Raw genomic sequence first — 15,592 nt, forward strand, 5'->3', positions numbered from 1 at the left:
ATGAAGGCCACCGCCAAACCGGCCCATGGGGAACGCAATGAACACTGCAATGAATGACTCCAACGAAGTGCTGGTCGACTGTCAGTCAGTATGGAAGATTTTCGGTGGCCGCGCTCAGGCCGCCGTCAAGGCCATCTCCGAGCGTGGTCTTTCCAAGAAGCAGGTGTTGCAGGAATTTGATTGCGTGGTGGGCGTTTCCGACGCCAGCCTCCAGGTCCGCCGCGGCGAAATCTTCTGCATCATGGGCCTCTCGGGGAGTGGCAAGTCGACGCTGATCCGCCTCCTTAACCGACTGATCGAACCGAGCCTCGGCAAGATTACGGTGAAAGGCAAGGAGATCGCCAGGCTGAATGCGGCGGAGCTCCGCGATATGCGCGCCCGCAACATCGGCATGGTGTTTCAGAGCGTTGCACTTCTCCCCCACAGGACGGTTCTCGAGAATGCCGCTTTCGGTCTTGAGGCCCAGGGCGTTGCGAAAGAGGAGCGCCACAGGATTGCCCGCGCGGCCCTCGAAAAGGTTGGGCTTGCAGACTGGACGTCGCGCTGTCCCAGGGAACTGTCCGGCGGCATGCAGCAGCGCGTTGGCCTCGCAAGGGCCATAGCGGCAGATCCCGAAATCATCCTCATGGACGAGCCGTTCAGCGCCCTCGACCCGCTGATCCGCCGCCAATTGCAGGACGAATTCCGACAGCTGACCAAGTCGCTCGGCAAGTCCGCCGTCTTCATCACCCACGACCTCGAGGAAGCCATCCGCATTGGCGACCGGATCGCCATCATGAAGGACGGTGTCATCGTCCAGGTCGGCACGGCCGAGGAAATCGTAACCAAACCCGCTGACGACTACGTCTCCGATTTCGTGGCGGGCATATCCAGGATTCACCTGGTCAAGGCGCACTCCGTGATGCGGCCCGTCGCCGAATTCAAGAGTGCGCAACCGCATGGCGACTTGGATGCACTTCCTCGGACGTCGCCGGAGGCCGATATCGGCGAGCTCATCGACCTGACCATGCAGTCCGATCGAGACGCGGTCGCGGTCGTCGAGAATGGAGCCATCGTCGGTGTCGTAACGATCCGTGGTCTGCTCCGCGGTGTCGCGGGCAAGCCTGCGGGCTAGGTCAGGAGGAGCAAATGGACATTTCAGTCATTACGGACACGTTCGATACCTCGACGGATGCCGCGCTCGGCTGGATCAGCGACAACGGCGAATGGTTGTTTGAATTCGTCCGGAGCGTGCTTGAAGGAACCTATGACGGCGTCCTGTGGCTTCTGCAGCTGGCACCGTTTTATGTAATCGCCATCATCGCAGCCCTGCTCGGATGGCGATTGATCAGCGCTTTGTCCGGCGTCCTCGCGGGACTTGCGATGATTTTTTGCGCGGTGATGGGCCTCTGGACGGAAACCATGAGCACATTGGCCTTGGTGATCACCGCTACCATCCTGGCCCTTTTCGTCGGCATTCCCACCGGCATCGTGGCGGGCTTCGTCAGGTCGTTCGACCGGTTTCTCGAGCCGGTGCTCGATCTGATCCAGACCCTGCCGCCTTACATCTATCTGCTTCCTGCAATCGCGCTGCTCGGTTATGGGCCCGCGACCGCGCTTGTCGCCACGTTCATCGTGGCCATGCCTCCCGCCATCCGGCTCACGTCCCTGGGTATCCGCATGACACCGCTCGAATTCGTCGAGCTCGGCCAGGCAAGTGGTCTGACACCCTGGCAGATGTTCATCAAGATCAGGCTTCCTTTCGCCATTCCAAGCGTGATGGCGGGGATCAACCAGAGCCTGATGATGGCTTTCGGCATGGTCGTCATCGCCGGCATCGTCGGTTCGGGAGGTCTCGGAGAGACGATCTATTCGGCCGTGCGCACGCTCGACATCGCCACTTCAATCAACGCCGCGATCGCAATCGTCATCCTGACCATGGTGCTCGACAGGCTCACGCAGAGCGCGGCGCGCCGCGCCAAGGGAGGCGCATGATGGACCCCGATCTGCTCCAGTTTTCGCCGGGCGCCTACCTAGCCCCAGCCGTGGATTGGCTGAACAAGAACTTCCATCCGTTCTTCGATGCGGTGACCAAGCTGATCGAGGCGGTGCTGGGGGGCATCGAAGCCGTTCTGCTCTACCCACCTCCCTACGCGATGATCGCCGTGGCTGTCCTTCTCGCCGCTTTCTTCGTCAGCGTTCGGGTCTCGGTGGTGACAGCCATTTCACTTGTATTCTGCTTGCTGGCGGGGTTTTGGACCGCCTCGATGCAGACGCTGGCGTTGGTGACGGTGGCGGTGATCATTTCCGTGTCGATCGCCTTCCCGCTCGGCATATTGGCATCACGGTACAAGAAATTCGAGGCGGGGATCCGACCCGTGCTGGACATCATGCAGACCGTGCCGCCGTGGGTCTATCTCATCCCTGCCGTCATGATCTTCAGTCTCGGCCGTGTTCCGGCGATCATCGCGACGATCGTCTACGGCATACCTCCGATGCTGCGCCTGACCACCCTGGCCTTCAACCAGGTGCCGAAGGACCTCCTGGAACTCGGCCATGCGACCGGGACTTCGCCGCGGTCGATCCTGTTCAAGATCGAAATCCCCTCGGCCACGCCGACACTCCTGGTCGGTCTCAACCAGTGCATCCTCCTGTCGCTGGCGATGGTCGTGCTGGCGGGCCTCGTCGGAGCAGGCGGTCTTGGAGCCGAGGTGACGCGGGGATTGACGCGAATGGAAATGGGCCTGGGCCTGCGGGCCGGACTGTCGATCGTTGCGGTCGCCATCCTCCTCGACAGGGTCTCCAGGGGCGTGCTGCAGCGCCGCCAGAGACCAGGCAAGGCCGCCTGAACCGCAAAGGGAATACCATGCGCCGCAGCTTCTTCTGCATCGATGCCCACACCTGCGGCAATCCGGTCCGGCTGGTCGCGGGAGGTGGCCCCTTGCTGCCCCATGTCCCGATCGCCGAGCGGCGCGACCTGCTCCTACGCGACCACGACTGGGTCCGTCAGGCACTGATGTTCGAACCGCGCGGGCACGACATCATGTCGGGCGCGATCATCTATCCCGCATTTCGTCAGGACTGTGATTTCGCCGTGATCTTCATCGAAGTCAGCGGATGCCTGCCGATGTGCGGCGCCGGCACGATCGGCCTGGTGACGGCGGCCATCGAAGAAGGCCTCGTAACGCCCCGGGTGCCGGGCAGGCTGTCGATCGAGACGCCGGCTGGCAGGGTCGATATCCAGTACGAGAAGCCGGGCGAGTTCGTGGACTCAGTCCGCATGTTCAATGTTGCCAGCTATCTGCATGCCGCGGACGTCGCCGTCGATGTCCCTGGTCTCGGTTGGCTCGTCGTCGACATCGCCTATGGCGGCAACTACTACGCCGTCGTCGAGCCGCAGGAAACATGGCAGGGCCTGGACGGCCTATCGGCGAGCGACATCGTGGACCTCAGCCGCGCTCTCCGCGAAGCGCTCGAACCCGTCTGCGATCCAGTCCATCCCGAGGACGAGAAAATACGCGGCGTGCATCACGCCATCTGGTGCGACGCGCCATCGAGCAGCAATGCCGACGGCCGCGGCGCGGTGTTCTACGGCGACAAGGCGATCGACCGTTCGCCGGGCGGCACGGGAACTTCGGCCCGCATGGCGCAACTCCATGGCAAGGGACGACTGAAGGTCGGCGACACGTTCCGCCAGGAAAGCCTGATCGGCACGGTGTTCGAGGGCCGCGTCGAGGCGGAGGCAGACATAGGCCGCTTCAAGGGCATAAAGCCCAGTGTCGGCGGCTGGGCGCGGATCATCGGCCACAATACTATCTTCGTCGACGATCGCGATCCGTTGGCCCACGGCTTCCAGATCAAGTAGCCGAAGTCGAGCGCCGGAGACATCAGGCGCGGGGGTGTGATCGGCGGAGTTGGATGGCAGGAACGGCGATCGACGGCACCTGTTCTACGACGGTCGAGTCGTTCGTGGACCACAACGGGACGACAGCGGCTGGCATCATTGCGATGCGGGAAAACGGTTTCGACACTGCGATCGAAGCTGGTCCGGACGCAGCGTCTCAGACGGCGCTAGAGCAATTCCAGGAAAAGTGCGCAGCGGTTTTCCGTCCGGAATTGCGTAAAAACAAAAGCTTAGAGCGGGTCGGCGATTCCATCAAAAGCTGAACCGCTCTAGCGCTGGCGGCCAGATAGGCAGAGGGTTAGGCCATGAAAGCAGCCAATGAAGCTCCGGGGGTTGGCCGATTGAAGATCGGCTTTATCCTCGCTCGTTCCTTCACTCTTTCCGCGTTCGCATTGTTCGTCGACACTCTCAGATTGGCGAGCGACGAGACCGACAGGTCTGGGAGGGTGTTGGCTGATTGGCAAGTGCTGGCGAGCACCAGGCACCTGATCACCTCGAGTTGTGGTGTGCAGGTCGCTCCGACATCGGATTTCGTGGACCCCAGGGAATTGCACTACATCGTTGTCGTCGGCGGTCTGCTCAACAATGAGTTCCCGGTCGACAGCGAGACAGTCAGCTACCTGAAGAGAGCGGCCGCCAGCAAGGTTCCCTTGATCGGGGTTTGCACGGGCACGTTCATCCTGGCTGAGGCGGGCCTGATGAAATACCATCGGACCTGCGTCAGCTGGCTCCATTATGAGGCTTTCCGCCAGCGCTTCCCGGATCATGACGTCAGGGCGGACCGCTTGTTTAATCTTGACCATGCCAGAGGTTCTTGTGCCGGGGGCAGCAGCGCGGCTGACATGGCCGCTTCAATCGTCAGGCGTCACATCAGCAATGAGGCTGAGAGAAACGCCCTCGAAGTGTTGCAGATCGAGAAGGCGCGCTCGCCCTCGGACATCCAGCCGCGCAGGCCCCCTTTCATAGAGTGCAAAAATCCCCGGCTCAAGGCGGCGCTCATCATCATGGAGAACCATGTCGACAACAAACTCTCCATACCGAAATTGGCGGCATCTGTCGGATTGTCCCGGAGGCAGCTCGAGCGCCTCTTCAGGGAAGAAACAAAGAACTCTCCGGCACTGGTTTACCTAAGAGTGCGTCTTGAGCGGGCGAAGCGCCTCCTGATGCAGACCAAGGCCCCGATGATCGAGATTGCCATCGAGGTCGGGTTTGAAAACGCCTCGCATTTCTCGAAGGTCTTCCACAAGACGTTCGGGCAGCCGCCAAGCAAGTTCAGGTCAGAGATTTCAAACTGACTTGGCCGTTTTGGGGACGCATGTTCCTCTCGTTGAGGTCGGCGATTTGGCGAGACTCGGTGGTGTGGCGGAAACCTAGGCTACCGCAACGCGTCTTGCAAGATCATCTCCGCCGCCTTCTCGGCGATCATGATGACCGGCGAGTTGGTGTTGCCGGAAACGATGGAAGGCATGATCGAGGCGTCGGCGATGCGCAGGCCGGCAAGGCCATGGACGCGTAAGCGGTCGTCGACCACGGCCATCCTGTCCGCCCCCATCTTGCAGGTTCCGACCGGGTGAAAGATGGTCGTGGCGATGTCGCCCGCCTTGCGCACCAAATCATCGTGGCTGGAGAATTGCGGTCCTGGCAACATCTCTTCCGGCGAGAAGCGAGCAATGGCCTTCGCCTTCATCAGCCGCCGAGCATGCTCGATCGAGGCCGCTGCGATGCTGCGGTCGCCATTCGTCGAAAGATAGTTCGGCCGGATCTTCGCGGGCTGTCGCGGTTCGTGCGTTGCCATATGCACGGTGCCCCTGCTCTCAGGGCGCAGGTTGCAGATCGAGACGGTCACGGCCGGGAAACGATGCAACGGCTCGCCCAGTCGGTCGGTGCTGAGCGGTTGCACGTGATACTCGAGATCGGGTGTTGAGAGCCGCGGATCGGAACGGGCGAAGATGCCGAGTTGGCTTGGCGCCATGGACAGCGGCCCGCTGCGCCACAGGGCATATTCGGCCCCCATCGCCGCGCGGCTGAAAAGATTGTGGTAGCGCTGGTTGAGGGTAACGGCGTTCTTGACCTTGAAGACCATGCGTATCTGCAGATGGTCCTGCAGATTTTCGCCGACACCCGGCAAGGCGTGCCGGACCTGGATGCCAAGCTGCGACAGGAGTTCTGCCTGTCCGACGCCGGAGAGTTCCAAGAGCTTCGGCGAATTGATGGCGCCGGCGGCCAGAATGGTTTCGCGGGCGCTGGCGAAATGCAGCGCACCGCCTTGACGGAAGACGACGCCTGTGACGCGGCTGCCGTCGAACTCCAGCCGTTCCGTTTCGGCACCGGTCAGGATACGAAGATTGGTGCGGCCCTTTATGCGACGCAGGAAGGCCTTGGAAGCGTTCCAGCGTACACCCTTCCTCTGGTTGACCTCGAAATAGCCCGAGCCTTCATTCGTGCCCTGGTTGAAGTCTTCAGTGCGCGGAATTGCGAGCTCTTCGGCAGCATCGCGAAAGGCGTCGAGGATCGGCCAGGACAGCCGTTGCCGCTCGACACGCCACTCGCCGCCGGCACCATGCATCGCGCTGGCGCCACTGTGATAATCCTCCGACTTGCGGAAATAGGGCAGCACGTCGTCCCAGCCCCATCCGGCATTGCCGGCCTGCCGCCAGCCATCATAGTCGGCGGCCTGGCCGCGCATATAGATCATGCCGTTGATCGAGGAACAGCCGCCAAGCACCTTGCCGCGTGGATAGTTGAGACTGCGCCCGTTCAACCCCAGGTCCGGCTCGGTCTTCATCAGCCAGTCGGTGCGGGGGTTGCCCATGCAATAAAGATAGCCGATCGGGATATCGATCCAATGGTAGCGGTCGCTGCCGCCGGCTTCGAGCAGCAGGACTTTGTTTCGCGGGTCGGCGGAGAGCCGGTTGGCGAGCACGCAGCCCGCCGAACCGGCGCCGACGACGACATAGTCGAATTCACCGAAATTGGATGGACGAGCGACGTTCACCGGAGCGCCCGTCGGCTGGCGATGCGTTCCCACATCGGGGCCATTGCCTCGTTGATCTCGCCATAGAGCTGGTAGCGCGCGGCATAGGCTGGGGCAACCGCATCGTTCGGCGCATAGCGGCGCGCGGCCGAGGTCATCGCCGTGGCACCGGCGGCGAAATCCGCAAAGACGCCGACGCCGGTACCTGCCGCAATCGCCGCTCCCAGCGCGCCGGTTTCGCGGCTCTTCGCGACGGTGACCGGTACGCCAAGCACGTCGGCAAAAATTTGCGGCCAGACGCCGCTGCGTGAGCCGCCGCCGGACAACACCGCTTCATCGAACCCCGCGCCCGCTGCATAGAGCGTTTCGATATGTCGTTTGTGTTCGAACACAACGCCCTCGAACAGGGCACGCAGCATATGCGCCCGCGTGTGCCAGCCAGCCATGCCATAGAAGCCGGCGCGCGCCTGGCCGTTCTTCTGTGAGCCGTAGAGGAAGGGGTGGTAGATCGGGATGTCGCCGGACGGATCGACGGACGCGACAAGGTCGCTGCACAGTTCGAACGGCGACTTTCCTTCCGGTGCATGGTCGAGGAATTCGCGGACGATCCATTCCAGATTGGTGGCCGAAGTAGCGCTGGATTCAATCGCCAGATAGCGCGTCGGGTCGAAGGTCGACAGCATGAAGATCGACGGCTCGCGGATCGGCTCGTCGGTGATGACTTGGTTGATGCTCCAGGTACCGGCGATGATCGAAGCGGCACCCGTGCGGGTGACGCCGGACCCGATGGCGCTGGCGACGACGTCGAACAGGCCTGCCACGACGGGAGTGCCGGCGCGCAGGCCGGTGAGCGACGCAACATCGCGAGTGACATGGCCGGCAATCTCGGCCGATTCCAGGACCGGCGGCAGCAGGTCGGCGCAGTCGCCAAGGCCATAGGCCTCGAGCAAATCCTGCTCGTAGCGCCGTCCCGGCATCGACAGCAAACCGCAACCGGACATGTCGGTGGCATCCGTGGAGCGCGCGCCGGTCAGTCTGTTGACGACAAAATCCTTGCACAAAAATGCCGTGCCGATGCGGCCGAACAGCTCCGGTTCGAACCGCTTCAGCCAGGCGAGCAAGGTCGGCGTCTGCGCGGCCCAGGGTTTTTGCAGGCAAAATTGATATGTGCGGTCGCCGACATTACTCTTCGCCCATTCGCCGACTATGCCGACGGCGCGGGTGTCGAGCGACTGGATGCCGATCAGCGGCGCACCCGCCCGGTCGAGCGCATAAAGGCCGTTGCCGTGCCCGGCGCAGCCGATTGCGACGATGTCACCGGCGTTGATGCCGGCCTCCGCGATGCAGCGGCCGATCACTGTGACGGCGTTGCGCCAGAGCTCGCCGAGATCGCGCTCGACATGGCCGGGCTTCGGCATCGACGAATGCCCGTCGAGCGCCGCGAGCGCCAATTCGCGTCCCGTCATGTCGAAGATGATCGCCTTGATGACTGTATTGCCCGCATCAAGGCCCAGAATGTAACCGCTCATTGGCTCCTCCCGCAGTCGGCCGCCTTACGCCTGGTTGTACAGATCCCAGGCGGCGGCGCCATCGGCGCCGTCATGGATGATCGCCATCAGGCCCCGCACGACGGCGCTCGGATTGGCGTGCTGATAGATGTTGCGTCCATAGACCATACCCAGTGCGCCTTGCGCCATCAGCGTTGCCGATTTGTCGAACACGGCGTGCAGATCCTCCTTGCCGCCGCCGCGTACGAGCACCGGGCAGCGCGCCGCCTCGACCACGCGGTGGAAGTCGTTGGGGTCGGCCGTCGGGTCTGCCTTGATGACATCGGCACCCATCTCGCGCGCCAGCCGCGTCAGCGTGACGATCTTCCCGGCATCGCCGTCGACCATGTAGCCGCCATGCTCCGCGACCGGCAGCATGGCCAGGGGCTCGATCATCAGCGGCATGCCGTACTTTTCGCAGTCGGCGCGTACGCGGGAGATGTTCTGAACACATTGGCGGAAGAGATCCGGTTCGTCAGGCAGCATGAACAGGTTCACGACCACGCAGGCGGCATCCATCTCGATGGCGCCGATCAGCGGTTCGACCTCGTTTTGCAGCACCGCCCACATCGCCCGGTGGCGCACCTTGTTGTACGGGTTGCCCATGTCGATGCGCATCACCAGTGCCGGCTTGTCCTTGCCGGGCAAGTTTTGCAGCAGGTCGGCCTGCCCATAGTTCATCTGGATAGCGTCCGGCCCGGCCTTCGCCAGCTTTTCGACCACGCCGGCCATGTCTTCCAACCCAACAAGGAAGCTCGGCTCGTTGCAGACGCCATGATCAATGGCAACGTCGAGGCAGCGGCCTTTGCCGAACAGCCGGTTCATGCGGACTTTCTTGTTCACGCGCATATTGCGTTCCTTTTGTTGTTTTCGCCGGGAAGGTTCGGCAGAAGGACGCCGTGCTGACGCTCGAGCAGCGACAGAAAGGCGCCGCGTTCGGTATCGGCCTGCGCCGTGCTCCAGCCTTTGCAGATGGCCAGGATTGAAAGCACGGCATCGACCAGTTGGCATGTCAGGTCGCCTGCTATGGCTGTGGTGGTACGACGCAGGAAAATGTCAGCCAGCGACTCGACGTGCTCACGCTCGATGATCAGCCGGATTTCGCCTGTGGAATAATCCGTGCCAGGCAACATCGGGTCCGGCAGCGCCGAAATTGCCGCCGCAATTCCGGCCGCGGATGTGCCGTAGCGCTCCAGAAGATTTTGCGCGCGGGGCATCGTCAATCCGTGTTCCACCGCCAGCCTGGCGCACCAGTCTGCGGGATCGGAAGGAAAATCGCGGCCGCCGCCGATGGCGAGATCCTCGGTACCGACCGTGCGTACCAGCCCCGACCGCTCCAGCGCCATGTCGGCTGCCAGCGCGCCAAACGAGCGGAACGTCGTCCACTTGCCGCCGATCAAACAGAGCGTCGCCGGCAGGTTGCCAACCGGCTCGACGAATTCGCAGAAATGGTCGCGCGGGATGCGGCCCGTGAAACTGTCCTTACTGGCTGGCAACGGCCTGACGCCCGAGAAGCGGAAGACGATCTCATGCTTGGCGATCTTGATCGATGGGAAGACAAAGGCCAGCGACTGCAGGATGTACTGGAGTTCGTCGTCCTCGCAGCGCACGGTGTCGGGATCGTCGACGCGGATTTCGGTCGAGCCGATCAGGACCTTGCCGAGATAGGGAAACAGGATGCAGATGCGGCCGTCCTCGTTCTCGTAATAGACCATGTTCGCACCAAGCGCGTCATGGAGTTCCCGGTTGTCGACGATCAGGTGCGAGCCTTTGGTGCCGCCCATCATGCGCGGTGCTGGCGCGCCGATCGCCTTGTTCGTCAGGTCGATCCAGCCGCCGGTGGCATTGATGACCAGGCGCGGGCGCAGCGGCAGGGTCTCCCCCGAAACGGTATCGGTCAGCGTGAGGCCGTCTTCGTCGGAGCCGATCCGCGCATAGTTCAGCGCACGCGCGGCGCGTGAAGCCGCCATCGCGTCGTTCAGCATCTCAAGGCCAAGCCGCTCGGGTCGACTCACCCAGGCGTCGTAGTAGGTCGCCGAACTACGGGTCGCCGGATTGATGGCCGGCCACGTCTGGAGCGTTTCGTTGCGCCCTCGGAAGCGATGGGTCGGCATCAGCCGGCGCGATGCCGTGAAGACATCATAGAGCGTCAGCCCGGCCTTGATGACGAGTGCTCCGCGCCGGCTCGGCCGCCGGGTGAGGCCGAGGAAGCGAACGGCGCCATTGGCGATGCCGGAGAAGATGTCGAAGATCGGCACCGTCGTCGGCAGCGGCGCGACGTAGTGCGGCGCATTCCTCAAGAGCCGGTCGCGTTCCCGCAGCGATTCCCTGACCAGCTTGAACTCGCCATTCTCCAGATAGCGCAGGCCGCCATGCACCATGCGCGAAAGCGCTGCGCTGGCGCCGCTGCAATAATCGCCCTTCTCGGCGAGCAGCACGTCGACGCCTTGCAGGGCAAGCTCGCGAAAGACGCTGATGCCGTTTATGCCGCCGCCGATGATCAGCACGGCAATGTCGGGCCGCTCTCGCAGCGCGGCGAGTGTTTCATTGCGCTTCATTGCGGAAATGCCTCGTTTGCTCAGGCAGCCATCTGGGAGAGATGCATGGCTATCGCTGTGTCTATGGCGGCCAGTTCATCGCGGCTGAGCCTGATCTCGCCGGCACGCGCATTGTCGAGCGCCTGATCGGCATTGCGGGCGCCGCATAGCGCAAAGGTGATGCCAGGCTGCGCCAGGGTCCAGGCAATCACGATCTGGGCCATCGAGGCTTCGTGCCGTTCGGCGATCGGGCGGATGGCCTGCTTGAGCGCCGCCACCTTCTGTCGGTTCCCGGCCGAGAAGCGCGGATTGTCCTTGCGCTGGTCGTCGCCGGTGAAGCTGCGCCCCGGATCGACCGAACCGGTGAGCAGGCCGAGCGCCAGCGAGGAGTAGCTCAGCGTCGCCACGTCATGCTTGCGCGTGATCGGCAGCAGCGTCTCTTCGATCTCGCGGTCGATCATCGAATAGCGTTCCTGGATGGCGTCGAGCTGGCCGGCAGCGACATAGTGCTCAAGGTCCCCGGTGCTGACATTGCTTGCGCCGATCGCCCGGATCTTGCCGGACGCCTTCAGCCTCTCCAATGCCGCCATCGTCTCGGCGATCGGCGTGGTCGGGTCCTGCCAGTGGGTGATGTAGAGGTCGATGTAGTCGGTGCCGAGCCGCTTCAGGCTCTGTTCCAGCTCATAGGCGATGCCGTCGGCGCCGAGATAGCGGTGCACCGGCTTGTCGTCCTGGTCGAAGAAATGGTTGCCCTCGCCGGAATGCCAGTTCAGCCCGCATTTGGTGGCGATCACCACCTTGTCGCGCTTGCCCTTGATCGCCTTGCCGACGATTTCTTCGCTGCGACCGAGGCCATAGGCAGGCGCGGTGTCGATCAGGCTGACGCCGGCGTCGATGGAGGCTTCGATGGCGCGGATCGAGGCTTGCTCGTCGGTTCCGCCCCACATCCAGCCGCCGATCGCCCAAGTGCCGAGACCAACGGCGGATGCCTGGATGCCGGACGCGCCGATCGCACGCAGGATTTGTTCTGAACTCATGCTGCCTCTCTTTCGGCAAGGTCGAGAATGCCAAGGCCGGTGGCCTCGTCGGTTACGATGATGTCGAGATGATTGCCGCGCATGGCGCTGAGGATCGGCGCGATCTTGCTCGGGCCGCTGGCGACGCCGATGGAGCGCGGAATGGTGGCGAATTCGTCAAGGGTGAGCGACACCAGCGAGCGGTTGAGCGTGTAGTCGCTGAGCTTTCCGTTTCGGTCGATCAGGTGTGCCAGCAATTCGCCGGATGCGCCCGAGCGTTCGATAGCCTGGCGGTCGGCGCTGGAGGAGGGATGCAGGTCGTAATAGCTGGAATCGTCGGTCAGGATCGAACCGATGCCGACCACCGCGACATCGGCCTCGCGCGCCCGGCGAAACACGTCCGCCACCGCGCGCACGCCCATCAGCATCTCGCGCTGTTCCGGCGTGTCGGCAAATAGCGGCGCATGGATCTGGTAGGCGCGGCCGCCCAGTCTGTCGGCCATCAGCGAAGCGACGTGATTGACGTCGGTGTAGTGTTTGCCCTGCACGAGCCCGGTCGCCGGAATGACTTCGACGTCAAAGCTGCGGCCGGGCTTCAGCCCGGCGACCAGCGCGCTGACGCCCTTGCCGCCGGTGATCGAGATGGTGTCGCCATCCTTGATCGTTTCGAGCAGGAGGTTGGCGGCTGCCTCGCCAACCCGCAGCAGCGCCGTCTGCGGGTTTTCCGAGACCGTTGGCACCACGACCGCACGCTCGATGCCGCCGAGCCCCACCAGCCGCGCTTCGAGATCAACCAGATGATCGATCGGCGACTTGATCTTGATCTCGACCAGGCCGAGCTGGTGGCCGCGCTTGATCAGACGGTTGACGGTGGCATGCGAGATGCCGAGTTCCCTGGCGATCTCGGCCTGCGTCTTGCCCTCCATGTAGTGGAGGACAAGCGCCTGATGCATCTGGCGGACGGTCGAGATGTCGTCGCGTGTGTTTGGGGGTGCCATGATCGCTCTATCGTCTCGAACTCAGGACTTCTTACGGTGCAGGAAGTGGTCGGCCGACACCGCCGCCAGGAGGATGCAGCCCTTGATCATGTCCTGCCAGTAGACGGAGATGTCGAGCAGGATCAGCGAACTGGTGACCACCGACAACAGCGCCATGCCGAGGATGGCGCCGAAGATCGTGCCCGAGCCGCCCTTGAGCGAGGCGCCGCCGATGACGGCCGCCGCGATCACGTTGAGCTCCATGCCAGCGCCGAAGGTCGGCGTGGCGGCGCCGAAACGCGCCATGTAGATCACACCCGCAAAGCCGGAGAGCGTCGCGCACAGCACCGTTACCCAGAACTTCACCTGGTTGGTCTTGATGCCGGAGAACTGCGCCGCCTTCTCGTTCGAGCCGGTGTAGAACACCTTGCGGAAGGCGGTGGCGCGCCGCAGCAGAAAATCGAAGATCGCCACCACGACCACGAAGATGATGATGACATAGGGAACGCCCTGGAGGTTGCCCTGGCCAATCGCCTTGAATTCCGGCGGCAGCGTGAACAACGACAGTGGCGTACCCTTGGTGATGACCAGGCACAGACCACGCACGATCACCATCGCCGCAAGCGAGGTGATGAAATGGTTCAGCCCCACCACCGTCACGAAGAAGCCCATCACCGCGCCGATCAGCGCACTTACTGCAATGCCGATCAGGCTCGCCGTCCAAGGATCCAGCCCGGCCAGGAACAGCGCCCCCGAAACCACCATCGAGAAGCAGACAACCGAACCCACTGAAAGGTCGATGCCGCCGACGATCAGCAGGATGGTCATGCCGACGACGACGATGCCTTCGATCGAGAAGCTCATCAGCATGGCGCGGAAGTTGCCCCAGGTGAGGAAATGCGGCGAGGCGAAACTCATGGCAATGCACAGCGCCAGGATGATCACGATCAAGCCGGCTTCGCGCATCGAGGCGAGCCGAGCGAAGCTGACACGTCGGCTGGCTTCCGCCATCCTGATCTCGGCATGCATCGTGGTTTCTCCCGTGCTAGGCGACATTCTGGGCCTGCCCCTCATACACTGCGTTCGGCTGCACGCCGGAGGCCAGCATGATGATCGCTTCTTCGTTGAGTTGACCTGTCCCAAGCTCGCCGGCGATGCGGCCTTCGCGCACCACAGCCACCCGGTCGCACAGACCGATGAGTTCGGGCAGTTCCGAGGAGATGACGATGATGCCGACGCCCTGATTGGCGAGGTCTCTCAGCAGGCGATGGATTTCGACCTTGGCGCCGACATCGATGCCGCGCGTCGGCTCGTCCATGATGATGACCTTCGGTGCGACTGAAAGCTGCTTGGCAATCGCCACCTTCTGCTGATTGCCGCCAGAAAGCGTCGATACAGCCGCATCGATGCCGGCCATGCGCACGCCGAGCCGCTTGGCTAGGCTGGTCGCCTGATCTGCTTCGGCGTGGCGGTCGAGCAGGCCGAAACGGCCGGTAAGCTTGCCGAGGTCGAGTGCCGACACATTGGCTGCGATCGACAGATCGAGGAAGACGCCGGAACCCTTTCGATCCTCGGAGAGATAGACGAGGCCAGCGCGCACGGCGTCGGCATAGCTGCGGATCGCAACGCTTTTTCCGCCAAGTACGGCGCTGCCGGCGGTCGCAGGCCTCAGCCCGCAGATCGTCTGCGCGATCTCGCTGCGACCAGCGCCGATGAGGCCGCCGATGCCGAGAATTTCGCCGGCCCGCAATTCGAGATCGAGATTGGCGAAACGGATACCATCCGACAGGCCACTCACCGAGAGCAGTGCGCGGCCAGGCTTTGCATCGGCAGGAAGCTTGTCGGGATAGAGCTGAGTGATCTCGCGGCCGACCATCTTGCGGACCACGTCGTTGGGCGACGTCGCCTCGATGGCCTCGGTCGCGACATAGCGCCCGTCGCGGAAGACGGTGACGCGGTCGCACAGCGAAAAGATCTCGGCCATGCGATGGCTGATGTAGATGACTGAAATGCCGCGATGCTTCAGCCCGCGCACGATTGCGAACAGGCGCTGCGCCTCGGTTTCGGTCAGTGCTGCGGTCGGCTCGTCGAGGATCAGCACCTTACAGTCCAGCGTCAGTGCCTTGGCGATCTCGACCAGTTGCTGGCTGGAAATGGAAAGGTCCGCGACCTTGGTGCGCACCGCAATAGGCGCAAGCCGGTTCATCGTCTTCTCGGCGTCTGCATGGACCTGCTGGAAATTCATCAGCGGCGCGCGCCGGGCGTTGATCGCCGCCATGCAGATGTTCTCGGCAACCGTTGCATCCTGGCAGAGCGCGATTTCCTGATGCACCAGCGCGATGCCCATCTTCTGCGCCGCCGCGGGCGATGCGATCGTCACCGGCTTGCCGTCGATCAGGATGTCGCCCTCGTTCGGCTGCAGGATGCCGCCGATCATATTCATCAGCGTCGACTTGCCGGCGCCGTTCTCTCCGCACAGCGCATGGACCTCGCCGCGGCGCAGCTCGAACTGCACGCCACTCAGCGCCTGGACCGGCCCGAACGCCTTGGAAAGGTTGCGGATCTGAAGGACGGGCGCGTCGCTCACGCCATGCTCCTGCGAAAAGAGTTCTGAAGGGGGCCGGAAGGGAAGCCCCCTTCCGGCTCTGATGCGGCTCG

At 63.1% G+C, this 15,592-nt stretch carries 14 protein-coding genes; 6 read left to right on the top strand and 8 right to left on the bottom strand.

Annotated features, from left to right (window positions below):
- Positions 1-37 precede the first annotated feature (37 nt).
- The 6 genes from ACSQ3Z_RS18480 to ACSQ3Z_RS18505 are packed head-to-tail and all read left to right on the top strand — an operon-like array spanning position 38 to position 5,178.
- Positions 38-1,114, top strand: a complete 1,077-nt coding sequence (locus tag ACSQ3Z_RS18480) for a quaternary amine ABC transporter ATP-binding protein (RefSeq protein WP_436172749.1) — start codon at positions 38-40, stop codon at positions 1,112-1,114.
- Between the two features lie 14 nt (positions 1,115-1,128).
- A complete protein-coding gene (locus tag ACSQ3Z_RS18485; RefSeq protein ID WP_436172750.1) occupies positions 1,129-1,974 on the top strand; it encodes an ABC transporter permease in 846 nt (281 codons plus the stop codon).
- The gene (locus ACSQ3Z_RS18490) at positions 1,974-2,828 is read left to right on the top strand and encodes an ABC transporter permease (protein WP_436173935.1); all 855 of its coding nucleotides are present in this window, start codon (positions 1,974-1,976) and stop codon (positions 2,826-2,828) included. Before ACSQ3Z_RS18485 ends, ACSQ3Z_RS18490 begins: the two co-directional genes overlap by 1 nt.
- A gap of 17 nt (positions 2,829-2,845) precedes the next feature.
- Positions 2,846-3,844, top strand: a complete 999-nt coding sequence (locus tag ACSQ3Z_RS18495; protein WP_436172751.1) for a 4-hydroxyproline epimerase — start codon at positions 2,846-2,848, stop codon at positions 3,842-3,844.
- A gap of 53 nt (positions 3,845-3,897) precedes the next feature.
- Positions 3,898-4,146: a hypothetical protein gene (locus ACSQ3Z_RS18500; RefSeq protein WP_436172752.1), complete on the top strand. Its 249-nt coding sequence runs from the start codon at positions 3,898-3,900 to the stop codon at positions 4,144-4,146.
- 42 nt (positions 4,147-4,188) lie between these two features.
- Positions 4,189-5,178: a GlxA family transcriptional regulator gene (locus tag ACSQ3Z_RS18505; RefSeq protein ID WP_436172753.1), complete on the top strand. Its 990-nt coding sequence runs from the start codon at positions 4,189-4,191 to the stop codon at positions 5,176-5,178.
- An 80-nt stretch (positions 5,179-5,258) separates the two neighbouring features.
- On the opposite strand, the gene ACSQ3Z_RS18510 is transcribed toward ACSQ3Z_RS18505, so the two are convergent.
- From ACSQ3Z_RS18510 to ACSQ3Z_RS18545, 8 genes are read right to left on the bottom strand one after another with little or no spacing between them, the layout of a single operon-like run.
- Positions 5,259-6,878 carry a GMC family oxidoreductase gene (locus ACSQ3Z_RS18510; RefSeq protein ID WP_436172754.1) on the bottom strand — a complete coding sequence of 540 codons (1,620 nt, stop codon included), beginning with the start codon at positions 6,876-6,878 and terminating at the stop codon, positions 5,259-5,261.
- On the bottom strand, positions 6,875-8,386 hold the full coding sequence (locus ACSQ3Z_RS18515; protein ID WP_436172755.1) for an FGGY-family carbohydrate kinase: 1,512 nt from the start codon (positions 8,384-8,386) through the stop codon (positions 6,875-6,877). The genes ACSQ3Z_RS18510 and ACSQ3Z_RS18515 overlap by 4 nt, the downstream gene beginning before the upstream one ends.
- A 24-nt stretch (positions 8,387-8,410) precedes the next feature.
- Positions 8,411-9,253, bottom strand: a complete 843-nt coding sequence (locus tag ACSQ3Z_RS18520) for a class I fructose-bisphosphate aldolase (protein WP_436172756.1) — start codon at positions 9,251-9,253, stop codon at positions 8,411-8,413.
- Entirely contained in the window at positions 9,244-10,962 is a 1,719-nt protein-coding gene (locus ACSQ3Z_RS18525) for a glycerol-3-phosphate dehydrogenase/oxidase (RefSeq protein ID WP_436172757.1), read from the bottom strand. Before ACSQ3Z_RS18525 ends, ACSQ3Z_RS18520 begins: the two co-directional genes overlap by 10 nt.
- A 20-nt stretch (positions 10,963-10,982) precedes the next feature.
- The gene (locus ACSQ3Z_RS18530) at positions 10,983-11,978 is read right to left on the bottom strand and encodes an aldo/keto reductase (protein WP_436172758.1); all 996 of its coding nucleotides are present in this window, start codon (positions 11,976-11,978) and stop codon (positions 10,983-10,985) included.
- Entirely contained in the window at positions 11,975-12,955 is a 981-nt protein-coding gene (locus ACSQ3Z_RS18535; RefSeq protein WP_436172759.1) for a sugar-binding transcriptional regulator, read from the bottom strand. Before ACSQ3Z_RS18535 ends, ACSQ3Z_RS18530 begins: the two co-directional genes overlap by 4 nt.
- Positions 12,956-12,976: 21 nt before the next feature.
- Positions 12,977-13,963 (bottom strand): ABC transporter permease, encoded by a 987-nt coding sequence (locus ACSQ3Z_RS18540; protein ID WP_436172760.1) that lies wholly within the window; start codon positions 13,961-13,963, stop codon positions 12,977-12,979.
- A gap of 16 nt (positions 13,964-13,979) precedes the next feature.
- Positions 13,980-15,521: a sugar ABC transporter ATP-binding protein gene (locus tag ACSQ3Z_RS18545; RefSeq protein WP_436172761.1), complete on the bottom strand. Its 1,542-nt coding sequence runs from the start codon at positions 15,519-15,521 to the stop codon at positions 13,980-13,982.
- Positions 15,522-15,592 lie beyond the last annotated feature (71 nt).

The organism is Mesorhizobium sp. LjNodule214, assembly GCF_964252735.1.
In the GTDB taxonomy this organism is placed as follows: Bacteria; Pseudomonadota; Alphaproteobacteria; order Rhizobiales; family Rhizobiaceae; genus Mesorhizobium.